The organism is Luteimonas notoginsengisoli, assembly GCF_042648885.1.
Classification (GTDB): domain Bacteria; phylum Pseudomonadota; class Gammaproteobacteria; order Xanthomonadales; family Xanthomonadaceae; genus Luteimonas; species Luteimonas notoginsengisoli.
On the sequence record NZ_JBHRYF010000009.1, the window covers coordinates 289,235 to 300,888 of the forward strand.

The 11,654-nt window shown below is 68.3% G+C and carries 11 protein-coding genes; 5 read left to right on the forward strand and 6 right to left on the reverse strand.

Going from position 1 to position 11,654, the window contains the following annotated elements; translation table 11 throughout:
- Nucleotides 1–157: 157 nt before the first annotated feature.
- Nucleotides 158–775, forward strand: a complete 618-nt coding sequence (locus ACFOM9_RS13440) for a TlpA family protein disulfide reductase (protein ID WP_386711772.1) — start codon at nucleotides 158–160, stop codon at nucleotides 773–775.
- A 6-nt stretch (nucleotides 776–781) separates the two neighbouring features.
- On the opposite strand, the gene ACFOM9_RS13445 is transcribed toward ACFOM9_RS13440, so the two are convergent.
- Entirely contained in the window at nucleotides 782–1,159 is a 378-nt protein-coding gene (locus ACFOM9_RS13445) for a hypothetical protein (protein ID WP_386711775.1), read from the reverse strand.
- Nucleotides 1,160–1,161: 2 nt separating this feature from the next.
- On the reverse strand, nucleotides 1,162–1,644 hold the full coding sequence (locus tag ACFOM9_RS13450) for a glutathione peroxidase (RefSeq protein ID WP_386711777.1): 483 nt from the start codon (nucleotides 1,642–1,644) through the stop codon (nucleotides 1,162–1,164).
- A gap of 349 nt (nucleotides 1,645–1,993) precedes the next feature.
- Here ACFOM9_RS13450 and ACFOM9_RS13455 point away from each other — a divergent pair, with 349 nt between their 5' ends.
- Nucleotides 1,994–4,162 (forward strand): M3 family metallopeptidase, encoded by a 2,169-nt coding sequence (locus tag ACFOM9_RS13455; protein WP_386711951.1) that lies wholly within the window; start codon nucleotides 1,994–1,996, stop codon nucleotides 4,160–4,162.
- Between the two features lie 137 nt (nucleotides 4,163–4,299).
- Here ACFOM9_RS13455 and ACFOM9_RS13460 read toward each other — a convergent pair whose 3' ends face one another.
- Complete coding sequence (locus ACFOM9_RS13460) at nucleotides 4,300–5,205, reverse strand: DUF72 domain-containing protein (protein WP_386711780.1); 906 nt, start codon at nucleotides 5,203–5,205, stop codon at nucleotides 4,300–4,302.
- Between the two features lie 173 nt (nucleotides 5,206–5,378).
- Nucleotides 5,379–6,944 (reverse strand): transglycosylase SLT domain-containing protein, encoded by a 1,566-nt coding sequence (locus ACFOM9_RS13465; RefSeq protein ID WP_386711783.1) that lies wholly within the window; start codon nucleotides 6,942–6,944, stop codon nucleotides 5,379–5,381.
- Between the two features lie 110 nt (nucleotides 6,945–7,054).
- On the opposite strand from ACFOM9_RS13465, the gene ACFOM9_RS13470 reads away from it, so the two are divergent.
- The 3 genes from ACFOM9_RS13470 to greB are packed head-to-tail and all read left to right on the forward strand — an operon-like array spanning nucleotide 7,055 to nucleotide 9,655.
- On the forward strand, nucleotides 7,055–8,584 hold the full coding sequence (locus ACFOM9_RS13470; protein WP_386711786.1) for a helicase HerA-like domain-containing protein: 1,530 nt from the start codon (nucleotides 7,055–7,057) through the stop codon (nucleotides 8,582–8,584).
- 43 nt (nucleotides 8,585–8,627) lie between these two features.
- A complete protein-coding gene (locus tag ACFOM9_RS13475) occupies nucleotides 8,628–9,149 on the forward strand; it encodes a copper resistance protein NlpE (RefSeq protein WP_386711789.1) in 522 nt (173 codons plus the stop codon).
- Nucleotides 9,149–9,655 (forward strand): transcription elongation factor GreB, encoded by a 507-nt coding sequence (gene greB / locus ACFOM9_RS13480; protein WP_386711792.1) that lies wholly within the window; start codon nucleotides 9,149–9,151, stop codon nucleotides 9,653–9,655. Before ACFOM9_RS13475 ends, greB begins: the two co-directional genes overlap by 1 nt.
- 199 nt (nucleotides 9,656–9,854) lie before the next feature.
- Here the strand turns inward: greB and ACFOM9_RS13485 are convergent, their stop codons facing one another.
- Both ACFOM9_RS13485 and rimO read right to left on the reverse strand, forming a co-directional pair.
- Nucleotides 9,855–10,256: a hypothetical protein gene (locus tag ACFOM9_RS13485; protein ID WP_386711795.1), complete on the reverse strand. Its 402-nt coding sequence runs from the start codon at nucleotides 10,254–10,256 to the stop codon at nucleotides 9,855–9,857.
- Nucleotides 10,253–11,635 carry a 30S ribosomal protein S12 methylthiotransferase RimO gene (rimO, locus tag ACFOM9_RS13490; protein WP_386711798.1) on the reverse strand — a complete coding sequence of 461 codons (1,383 nt, stop codon included), beginning with the start codon at nucleotides 11,633–11,635 and terminating at the stop codon, nucleotides 10,253–10,255. Before rimO ends, ACFOM9_RS13485 begins: the two co-directional genes overlap by 4 nt.
- Nucleotides 11,636–11,654 lie beyond the last annotated feature (19 nt).

Consider the following 11,654-nt stretch of genomic DNA (forward strand, 5'->3'; position numbering starts at 1 on the left):
GACAGCGGGCGAAAGAAAACCGCCAGCGCCGGGCCGACCGCGGGCAACTTTCGCACCAGGCGCCACGTTCCCCGCCCATCGCTAACGCGCGTCCCCGGGCTATCTGGCACGCCATTCCCCGTCCGGCTATGCTCCCGCCATCCAAGGGGGGATGGAAATGAACACGATCCTGATCGCGGCCTGCATGGCGGCCCTGTTGTGCCTGTGGCCGGCTTCGCAGGCCGGCGCCGGCCAGCGCGAACTCCCGGCGCAACCACGCAAAGGCGACGTTCCACCCGATGCGCTGGGCAACGACCGCGACGGCAACCCGGTCACTGTCAGCCAGCACCGTGGCAAGGTCGTCATCGTCACCTTCTGGGCCTCGTGGTGCGGGCCGTGCCGGCGCGAGCTGCCGATGCTGGGCAAGGTGCAGTCGGTGGTGGGGCGCGAGCACCTGGAGGTCATCGCGGTCAACTTCAAGGAAGACCGGCGCGACTTCAACAGCGTCGTCCGCGCCAATCGCGACATCCCGCTGAACTTCATCCGCGACAGCTACGGCCACACCAGCGACACCTATGGCGTCCGCACGCTGCCGAACATGTTCATCATCGGCGTCGACGGCAGGGTCGCCCACGTCCATCGCGGCTATTCGGAAGAGATGATCGACGGCTTCATCCAGGAAATGCTGGAACTGCTGCCGCCGGAGGCGCTGGCCAAGCCTGCGTATACCCGGGACGACCGCAAGAAACCCGCGCAATTCGTGACTCCGCGCGCGCCGGCCACCCACGGCGCCTGACGGCAACTACCGCTCGCCGAACCGCAGCCAGATATCGGCCAGCGTCTCGTTCTCGAAGACGCGCGCCTCGATGCCGGCGTCGCGGGCGAAGATCTCGCAGAACTCCACCTGCTGCAGCCCCTGCGGCTTGACGTGGGCAATGCGCAGCTTGTGCAGGCCCTCCCCCTGCAGGCTGGTCACCACGTCCAGCCAGTCCGATTCGTCCAGTGGCCGGCCGGTCAGCTCGTCCACCAGCAGCAGCGAATCCGCGCCCCGTTCGCGCGCGGCCTTCGCGATCTCGCGCCAATACCTCCGCGTCCCTTCGAGGTCCGACTCGCCAACCACATACGCCCGCAGGCCGCCGCCGTGCGGCGTGATCTCGATGCGGTAACCGCCCGTGGCCACGGTCAGCCCAACGCTGCCACGATGTCGTCGACCAGCGCTTCGGGCTTCTCGGTCGGCGCATAGCGCGCGATCACCCGTCCGTCGCGGCCGATGAGGAACTTGGTGAAGTTCCACTTGATCCCGTCCAACCCGAGGAAGCCGCCCTTTTCCTGCTTCAGCCACTTCCACAGCGGATGGGCGCCGTCGCCATTGACGTCGACCTTGGAGAACATCGGGAAGTCCACCTCGTAGGTCAGCGAGCAGAAGTCCCTGATCTCCGCTTCGTTGCCCGGCTCTTGGTGCCCGAACTGGTCGCAGGGGAATCCCAGCACCACCAATCCGCGCTCGCGATAGTCGCGCCACAGCTGCTCGAGACCCGCGTACTGCGGCGTGAAGCCGCACTTCGATGCCACGTTGACCACGAGCAGCACCTTGCCGGCGTAGTCGGACAGGGATTTGTCGCGACCCTCGATGTCGACGGCGGAAAAATCGTAAGCGGTGGTCATGGCGATACGGTCCTCCTGCTGCCCCGCTATCAGACAACTCCACGGGCGCACTGGCAAGCCCGCTCGCGGCGCCGCGGCGCGCCTCACGCCATCGGGCGATGCCGCCGCCCCACCCGGGCGGTTGGACCGTACGCCAGTCCATCACCCTTCGACGGAGACCCGCGGGGGCGTGCGACTTGTCTTTCCGACGGTCCCCCAGTGCCGTTGGTCATGGACCGGGCCCAGCGCCGGGCCGTGTAGTCTTCAGAGTCCGATCCGACGAGGACTCCTCCCGATGAAGCATCCACTCGCCGCCGCGCTGGCCGTCGCCATGGCCGTTGCCGCGCCCGCTTTCGCACAGGACAGCCCCATGAACAGCGCCGCCACGCCCGACAAGGCCGCCGTTGCCGGCCAGGCCGACCCGTTCGCCGCCGACAGCCCGCTGCCGCTGCACTATCCCCAGTTCGACAAGATCGACGACAGCGATTTCGCACCGGCGTTCGACCGCGGCATGGCCGAGCAGCTGGAAGAAGTCCGGGCGATCGCGAACAACGCCGAACCGGCGACGTTCGAGAACACGATCCTGGCGCTGGAGAAATCCGGCCGCGAGCTCGACCGCGCCACGTCGGTGTTCTTCAACCTCGTCGGCACCGATACCAATCCCGCGCGCGAGAAGCTGCGTGCCGACTACGCGCCGAAATTCTCCGCGCACGGGGATGCGATCCGGCTCGACCCGAAGCTGTTCGCGCGCATCAAGTCGCTGTACGACCAGCGCGCCTCGCTGGGCCTGGATGCGCAGGGCCAGCGGCTGGTTGAGCGCTACTACACCGACTTCGTCCGCGGCGGCGCCAACCTGGGCGATGCCGACAAGACGCGGCTGAAGGACATCAACGGTCAGCTGGCGAAGCTGGGCACGCAGTTCAGTCAGAACGTGCTGGCCGAGGTCAATGATTCGGCAGTGGTGGTCGACGACAAGGCGCAGCTCGACGGCCTGACCGACGAACAGATCGCCACCGCCGCGGAGGAAGCCAAGAAGCGCAAGCTCGACGGCAAGTACGTCATCACCCTGCTCAACACCACCGGCCAGCCGCCGCTGTCGCAGCTCACCAACCGCGCCCTGCGCGAGCGCATCCACAAGGCATCCGTGGCGCGCAACAGCCGCGGCAACCAGTACGACAACACCGCCATCGTCTCGCAGGTGCTCAAGCTGCGCGCCGAGAAGGCGAAGATGCTCGGCTTCGACACCTATGCCGCGTACGTGCTCGACGACGAAACCGCGAAGACGCCCGAGGCGGTCAACAAGATGCTCGGCCAGCTGGCGCCGGCCGCGGTGGCCAACGCGAAGAAGGAAGCGGCCGACCTGCAGGCGATGATCGACACCGAGCAGAAGGCCAAGGGCGAGCCGACGTTCAAGCTTGAACCGTGGGACTGGGCGTTCTACACCGAGAAGGTGCGCAAGGCGAAGTACGACTTCGACGAGTCGCAGCTCAAACCGTACCTGGAGATGAAGAACGTGCTGGAGAACGGCGTGTTCTTCGCCGCCAATCAGCTGTACGGGATCAGCTTCAAGGAGCGCACCGACCTGCCGAAGTACCACCCCGACACGTGGACCTACGACGTGATGGACAAGGACGGCTCGCAGCTGGCGATCTTCATCTTCGACCCCTATGCGCGCGCCTCCAAGCGCGGCGGCGCTTGGATGAACAGCTACGTCAGCCAGTCCGGGCTGATGGACACCAAGCCGGTGGTGGCCAACCACCTCAATATCCCCAAGCCCGCCGACGGCAAGCCCACGCTGCTGACCTGGGATGAGGTGACCACGATGTTCCACGAGTTCGGCCATGCGCTGCACGGCATGTTCTCGGACGTGGAATATCCGTATTTCAGCGGCACCAGCGTGCCGCGCGACTTCGTCGAATTCCCGTCGCAGGTCAACGAGATGTGGGCCGACTGGCCCAGCGTGCTGGCCAACTACGCCAAGCACTACCAGACCGGCGAGCCGATGCCGCAGGCGCTGCTGGACAAGGTGATGGCGAGCCAGAAGTTCAACCAGGGCTTCGCCACCACCGAATACCTGGGCGCGGCGATGCTGGACCAGAGCTACCACCAGCTGCCGGCGGACAAGATCCCGGATGCCGCAGGGATCATGGCGTTCGAGGCCAAGGCGCTGGCCAAGGACGGCATCGACTACGCGCCGGTGCCGCCGCGCTATCGCACGCCCTACTTCAGCCACATCATGGGCGGCTATGCGGCGGGCTACTACGCCTACATCTGGTCCGAGGTCCTGGATGCGAACACCACCCAGTGGATCGAGCAGAACGGCGGCCTGAAGCGCGAGAACGGCGACCGCTTCCGCAACACCCTGCTCTCGCGCGGCGGCAGCAAGGACGCCTCGCAGCTGTTCGTCGACTTCACCGGCCATGGGCCGGACATCAAGCCGCTGCTGATCAAGCGTGGGCTGATGGAAGCCCCGCAGGACGGCGGTCCGCCGGCCGACGCGCCGGCCACGACCCCGGCGGACGTGGGCAGCGACGGCTGACAGCGCCGCCGCGTTCCTGGACACGAGGCCGCCCGGTGCAAGCCGGGCGGCTTTTTTCCTTGATGCCGCCATTCCCGCTCTTGCGGGAGCGGCTTCAGCGGCGAGCTCCCCGCCGCGCTTTGCCTGCAGCAGCGGCTTCAGCGGTGAGCTTTTTGCCCAAGGCGCCGCGCCAGCGCCTGCGCATCGAAGGGCGCGTGGACCTTGCTGTCGTTGTCGAAATAGCAGTACACATCGCGCGGCTGGCGCGACGGGCGGCCGCTGCCGATGCGGCGGGCCCCGGTGGGCTGCGTCCCGCGCAGCCACGCGCGGATGCGCCGCGCCCAGTCGTCGAGCGCAGCGTCGCCGTACCCACTGGCATACAGTTCCTGGTCGCCGTGCAGGCGCAGGTACATGAAATCCGTGGTCACCTCCTCCAGCAGCGGCCAGCGACCGGCGGTGTCGGCGACCACCAGCGCGATGCCTTCCTCGCGCAGCAGGTCGAGCAGTTCCGGCGTGCGAAAGCTCTCGTATCGGACTTCGAGCGCATGGCGCAGCGGGCGCTCGGCGTCGATCTTCAGCACGCATCGGCCTTTCATCAGGTCCACCTCGCGCCGCCGCGCCAGCCGCAGCGCCTGGCCGGTGTCGCGTGGCAGCAGCCGGAAGAACGCGCGCAGCCGCTGCGCGTCGAACGGGATGAACGGCGGCAGCTGCCACAGGATCGGGCCGAGCTTGGGGCCGAGCGCGAACAGCCCCTGGGCGAAGAACGTGGCCAGCGGCGTCTCGACCTCGCGCAGCTTGCGCATGTGGGTGATGTAGCGGCTGCCCTTGATCGCGAACACGAAGCCGTCCGGCGTGGCGTCGTGCCAGGCGCGGAAGCTTTCGGGACGCTGCAGCGAATAGAACGTGCCGTTGATCTCGATGCTGGCGAACATGTCCGCGGCGTACTCGAGTTCGCGCCGCTGCGGCAGGTCCTCCGGGTAGAACACGCCCCGCCAGGGAGCGTAGCGCCAGCCGGAGATGCCGATTAGCGCCCTGCCCTCGCAATGCTGTGCGGAATTGGCCACCGGATGCCCAGCGCTTGTGCCGGCCTTCATCGTGCGCCAGTGGCGATCAAGGCAGTTTGAAGCTCACCGCAAGCCGAGGGAAACCTGGCGGGAGCGGCGTCAGCCGCGACCGAATCGCCATGACCGCGAGCAGCTCGCGGCCACTGCCGCCTCCCCGGGCAGCAGTCCTGCTCCTACTTCGTGCACTCGTCCAGCTTCAACCGCTGCCCCTGGTGGATGGCGTAGCGCGGGCCTTTCAGGTCGTTCGCCTTGGCCAGGATCTTGGTGTCGCACGAGTAGCGCCGCGAGATCGAAACCAGGGTGTCGCCGCGGGCGACGCGGTGTTCGCGTGGCCCAGCGGCCGGGGTCGCGACGCCGGTGGCGATGGTGGTCGGCCCCGGAACCATCGGGGTGACGGTCGGCGTGCCGGTGACCGGCGTGGCGCTGCCGACGTGGACCACGGCCGCGGCCGGATCGCTCATCACCAGCTGCTGCGCGAGTTCGGCGCGGGCGCCGCGGACGCAATGGCGGTCGTAGAGACCGGCGATCTGAGCGGTGGCGCGCAGGGTGGTACCGGCCGGCAGCCAGCTGTCGGCCTGGTAGCGCGGATTGAGGTTGCGTAGCGCACGCATGAAGCCGTCACGGGTCCCGCCATTGCCCAGGCAGATGGTCAGCTCGTAGATCGACGCGGGCTTTTCCAGCTTCAACTGCGCCGGGCGGGTGCGCGCGCGGGGGAAGTGCAGGCCGTACTGCTTCGGGTGCAGGAACAGCCACGCCGCGGCGATCACCATCGGCACGTAGTCGCGGGTCTCGGCGGGAAACTGGTTGTAGACATCGGCGTCCCAGAACCCGCGGCCGCTGCTGTCGCGGTAGACGCGCAGCGCCCTGCCCTCGCCGCCGTTGTAGGCCGCCAGCGACAGCTCGATGCTGTGGTTGAGCTGCTCCAGGCGCTGGTTGAGGTAGGAGGCGCTGGCCTCGGCCGCGGCGCGCGGGTCGTAGCGGGTGTCGAAGCCGGTGCCGTCGTCGCCGAGCCCGAAGCGCTTGCCGGTCGCGTACATGAACTGCATCGGGCCGGCAGCGCCGGCTCGCGAGGTGGCGTGGACCTTGCCGTTGGATTCCTTGGCCATGATTCCGAACAGCAGCGCCTCGGGCAGTCCCGCGCGTTCGAACGAGGGCCACATGACCTGGCGCAGGTACTCGTAGTTCTCGTAGCTGTCCATCAGCGACGGGCGCATGTCGGTCAGCCAGCGGCGGATCCCGGCCTGCACCGCGGGGTTGTACTGCACCATCTTGTCGAAACGGTGGCTGCGGTCGTCGAGCAGGGCCGCAGCGCGCGCGGCTTCGGGCACGTCAGCCGACAGGGCGACGTCGCCGGCGTGATCGGGGTCGGCGTCCATCGGATCGCCTTCGTCCCACGCTTCCTCCCCCGCCGCCTCGGCGTCGGTATTGAGCTTGAGCAGGCGCTTGAATGCCGCCATCTGGTCGTTCACCTGGCAGCCCTTCTGCTTCATGCAGGCCGCGACCACGTCCTCCATGTCCTCGATCGCGGCGTTGCTCTGCTCGATCGCCCCCGGCTCGGCGTTGCCGGCCTTGACGAGCGCCTCGCGGTAGCGCTGTTCGGCGGCGGCCATGCGCTGGTCGAGGGCCTCGACCGCGGCCGTGTCGCGCTTGGACAACGCGGCGGCATCGAAGGACGGGATGGACAGGAGGATGGCGACAAGCGGCGCCCAGCGGGCGAAAGGGACGGCAAGGACGGGCATGAGTTGCAAGGTGTTCCGGCGAAGGGCAACGCGCAGGGTAGCGTTGCGGCATGAAGCGCGGCAACCGCGCATTTCGCTAGAATCGCGGCATCTTCGGCCGAGGCAACGCGATGGACCCCATTCTCGTCGGCAAGGCCGTCACAACGCCCACCTCGCTGCCCGCAAGCCAGGGCAAGGTCTGGCTGCAGCCGAAATTCGGCAATCGCCATGGCCTGGTGGCGGGCGCGACCGGCACCGGCAAGACCGTGACGCTGACCACCATCGCCGAGGGGTTTTCGCGGATCGGCGTGCCGGTGTTCATGGCCGACGTGAAGGGCGACGTGGCCGGTCTCGCGGTGGCGGGCACGCTCAACGAACGGCTGCAGGCGCGGATCGACGAGATCGGCATCGACGGCTACACGTCCGAAGCCAGCCCGGTGGTCTTCTGGGACCTGTACGGCAAGCTCGGCCATCCGGTACGCACCACGGTCAGCGAGATCGGCCCGACCCTGCTGGCGCGGATGCTGGAGCTCAACGACACCCAGTCGGGCGTGCTCGAGATCGTGTTCAAGCTCGCCGACGACAACGGCTGGCTGCTGCTCGACCTCGACGACCTGCGCGCCCTGCTTGCCCACGCCAGCGAGACGCGCAAGGAAATCTCCGCCCAGTACGGCCTGATCAGCACGCAGTCGGTCGGCGCGATCCAGCGCGCGATCCTGCAGATCGAACAGCAAGGCGGCGCCCTGTTCTTCGGCGAGCCGGCGCTGGAACTGACCGACCTCATGCGCACCACGCCCGACGGCCGCGGCGTGATCGGGATCCTTGCCGCCGACCAGCTGATCATGAAGCCGCGGCTGTACTCGAGCTTCCTGCTGTGGCTGCTGTCTGAGCTGTTCGAGCAGCTGCCGGAAGTCGGCGACCTGGACAAGCCCAAGCTGGTGTTCGTGTTCGACGAGGCGCACCTGCTGTTCGACGATGCGCCGCCCGCACTACAACAGCGCATCGAACAGGTGGTGCGGCTGATCCGCTCCAAGGGAGTGGGCGTGTACTTCTGCTCGCAGTTTCCCGACGACGTGCCCGACGAGATCCTCGGCCAGCTCGGCAACCGCGTGCAGCACGCGCTGCGCGCGTTCACCCCACGCGACCAGAAGGCAGTGAAGACCGCGGCCGAAACGTTCGTTTCAAACCCGGACCTCGACGTGGCCAAGGCCATCGGCCAGCTCGGTACCGGCGAAGCGCTGGTGTCGACGCTGCAGGACAAAGGCATTCCGATGCCGGTCGAGAAGACGCTGGTCGCGCCGCCGCGCTGCCGCATGGGTGCGATCACCGACACCGAACGCGCCGCAGTGCGCGCCGGCAGCCCGGTGGGCACCAAGTACGACGCCCCGGTCAACCGCGTGTCGGCGACGGAAATGCTCGCCGCGCGGCGAGCCGAACCCGCGGCCGAGGTCAGCGGCAAGGCCAGGCCCGCCCGCACCGCGCAGGCCGGCGATGCCGAGCGTGGCATGGGCGACGTGGTCAAGGACGCGCTGTTCGGCACCACGCGCCGCCAGGGCATGATCGAGACGATGGCCAAGCAGACCGCGCGCACCGTGGGCAGCCAGGTCGGCCGCAAGATCCTGCGTGGACTGCTGGGCGGCATTTTCGGCGGCAAGCGCTGAGCCCGCCTTCTTCCAGGACACATTTCCCCCGATGGAGTATCCGATGACCCACCGCACCCTGATCACCGCCACCCTCTGCGCCCTCGCGCTTGCGCTGGCCGGCTGCAAGCCATCCGGCAGCGACGCTGCTCCCGCGGACACGGCACCGGCCGAGACCGCGGTCGCGCCGGCTCAGGGCGACGCCGCTCCCACCGATGTGCTGAGGGAAGTGGACAACAGTCCCGCGCCGGAAGGCCTGGACGTGCGCGCGTTCGCCGGCAGCTTCAGCGGCACCCTGCCCTGCGCCGACTGCCCCGGCATCGACAGCACGGTCGAACTCAAGGGCGACGGCAGCTACGCGGTGCACGACGTCTACCGCGAACGTGGCGCCCGCTCCGACACCACGGGCACCTGGACGGTGGAGCAAGCCGGCAAGCGCATCCGCCTGGATCCCAACAGCAAGGACGAGCAGGATCGCCTGTACGAGGTGGTGTCCAACGACGAGCTGCGGATGCTCGACGGCGACGGCAAGGCGATCGAGAGCGGCCTGGACTACGGCCTCCGGCGCGTGATGCCGGCCAGGTAGTGGGGCGCTGGCGACCACCCGCGGAAAAGAGCACCGCGCTGGTCACGCCGGGCGGGCATGCGCGGCTGAAAGCCGAGCTCGACGACCTGTGGCGCGTGCGGCGCCCCGAAGTGGTCCGCGCGCTCGCCGCCGCGGCGGCCGAAGGCGATCGCTCCGAGAACGCCGAATACACCTACCGCAAGAAGCAGCTCGGGGAGATCGACCGCCGCGTTCGCTACCTCTCCAAGCGGCTGGAGACGCTGCGCGTGGTGGACACCGTGCCCGCGGATCGCGAAGCGGTGTTTTTCGGCGCGACGGTGGACGTGGAGGACGCCGCGAGCGGCGAGCTCTCGCGCCACCGCATCGTCGGCCCCGACGAGACCGACGCGAAGCTCGGGTGGATCAGCATCGATTCGCCGCTGGCCCGCGCGATGCTCAAGAAGCGCATCGACGACGAGTTCGAGGCTCAGCTGCCGGGAGGCATGCGGCGGTTCATCGTTGTCGGGGTGGAGTACGGCGAGGCGTAGGTGCCGCACGCCATGCCCGCGGCAAGGCCTCTGCCCAAGACGAGCGACTTGGAGTCTCCACGGACAGGTCTTCAGTGATCCTCGGGGCGATCGCCAACCAACAGCGCGCGTCCGAAACCGCGCCCGCAAGTTCATGCGGATGGATCGGGCGCCGCGGAATCCATCGCCATCCAGCGCGGCGACACCGCGCCGCCGCGTGTCAGGGCAGGCGCTCCAGCTCGTACACGCCGCCGTTCGCATCGGCGGTGAAGTAACCGGTAGCCGACACCGCGTCCGATTCCGGCAGCGGCGTGCCGGGCGTGACGTGACAGAGCACCAGGGCCGGCGTGGCGGCGCACTGGATGTCGGCACCAGCGGCAATGCCGGGAAACAGCTTCGCGAGACCGGCTTCGCCCATCGGCTGCATCACCTGCGGCTGGCCTTCGAACCACGCGATCCAGCCATCGCCGGCCGCCTGCACGCGCAGCGGCGCGGGAGCGTCGGGCGCAGCCTGCTCGCGGGCGGGTCGGTAGCTGCCGCTGAGAAGGTCCGCGGCAAGCGCCGGGCCCGCGGCGGCCATCGACAGCAGCACCGTGCAGGCGAGCGCCGCGCGACGGATCATGCGTTGTAGTCCACTTCGCCGTACAGGTCGTGCTCGTCGCTGCCCATGATGCGCACGTCGACGAACTCGCCCGGCCGCAGGCCTGCGTCGCGGCCGTCCTGGACCTGCACCAGGCCATCGATCTCCGGCGCGTCCGCCATCGAGCGCGCGATGGCCAGTTCGCCGTCGATCGCATCGACGATGCAGCGCTGCACGCTGCCGACCTTCGCTTCGAGCTTCGCGGTGGAAATATCCGCCTGGCGCTGCATGAAGCGCGCGAGGCGCTCCTGTTTCACGTCCTCGTCGACCGGGTCCGGCAGGTCGTTGGCCTTCGCGCCCTCCACCGGCGAGTACGCGAACGCGCCGACGCGATCGAGCTGCGCCTCGTCGAGGAAGTCGAGCAGGCTTTCGAACTCGGCCTCGGTCTCGCCGGGGAAGCCGACGATGAAGGTGGAGCGGATGGTGATGTCCGGGCAGATCGCGCGCCAGCGCTGGATGCGCTCGAGGGTCTTGTCGACCGCCCCGGGCCGCTTCATCAGCTTGAGCACGCGCGGGCTGGCGTGCTGGAACGGGATGTCGAGATACGGCAACAGGGCCGGCACGCCTTCGGCGTTGCGCTGCGCCATCAGCGGGATGATGTCGTCGACGTGCGGATACGGGTAGACGTAATGCAGGCGCGTCCACACGCCCAGCTCGGACAGTCCCTCGCACAAGGCCTTCATCCGGGCCTGGTAGGTCTTGCCGCGCCACTCACGCTCGGCGTAGCGCACGTCGACGCCGTAGGCCGACGTGTCCTGCGAAATCACCAGCAGCTCGCGCACGCCGCCGCGCACCAGTTTCTCGGCTTCGCGCAGCACCTCGTCGACTGGGCGCGAAACGAGGTCGCCGCGCATCGACGGGATGATGCAGAAGCTGCAGCGATGGTTGCAGCCCTCGGAAATCTTCAGGTACGCATAGTGGTGCGGCGTGAGCTTGATGCCGATGTCGTCGTCCAGCACGCGCCGCGGGACAAGATCGATGAACGGGTCGTGTTTCGGCGGCACAGCGCCGTGCACCGCGCCCATCACGCTGGCGTAGTCCTGCGGGCCGCTGATGGACAGCACGCCCGGATGCGCCTGGCGGATCACCTCCTCGCGCTTGCCGAGGCAGCCGGTGACGATGACCTTGCCGTTCTCGGCCATCGCTTCGCCGATCGCGTCGAGCGATTCGGCCACCGCCGAGTCGATGAAACCGCAGGTGTTGACCACCACCACGTCGGCATCGTCGTAGGTCTGCACGATGTCGTAGCCCTCGACCCTGAGCTGGGTGAGGATGCGTTCGGAATCGACCAGGGCCTTGGGGCAGCCAAGGCTGACGAAGCCGACGCGCGGATTGCTGGCGGGGAGAGCTGGCGTGGACATGCGGCACTGCGGGGCGTGA

Bases quoted from the DNA above. Each gene is read 5' to 3' on its own strand.
- ACFOM9_RS13440 (WP_386711772.1), top strand. From the start codon at position 158: ATGAACACGATCCTGATCGCGGCCTGCATGGCGGCCCTGTTGTGCCTG.
- ACFOM9_RS13450 (WP_386711777.1), bottom strand. From the start codon at position 1,644: ATGACCACCGCTTACGATTTTTCCGCCGTCGACATCGAGGGTCGCGAC.
- ACFOM9_RS13455 (WP_386711951.1), top strand. From the start codon at position 1,994: ATGAACAGCGCCGCCACGCCCGACAAGGCCGCCGTTGCCGGCCAGGCC.
- ACFOM9_RS13465 (WP_386711783.1), bottom strand. From the start codon at position 6,944: ATGCCCGTCCTTGCCGTCCCTTTCGCCCGCTGGGCGCCGCTTGTCGCC.
- ACFOM9_RS13470 (WP_386711786.1), top strand. From the start codon at position 7,055: ATGGACCCCATTCTCGTCGGCAAGGCCGTCACAACGCCCACCTCGCTG.
- ACFOM9_RS13475 (WP_386711789.1), top strand. From the start codon at position 8,628: ATGACCCACCGCACCCTGATCACCGCCACCCTCTGCGCCCTCGCGCTT.
- ACFOM9_RS13485 (WP_386711795.1), bottom strand. From the start codon at position 10,256: ATGATCCGTCGCGCGGCGCTCGCCTGCACGGTGCTGCTGTCGATGGCC.
- rimO (WP_386711798.1), bottom strand. From the start codon at position 11,635: ATGTCCACGCCAGCTCTCCCCGCCAGCAATCCGCGCGTCGGCTTCGTC.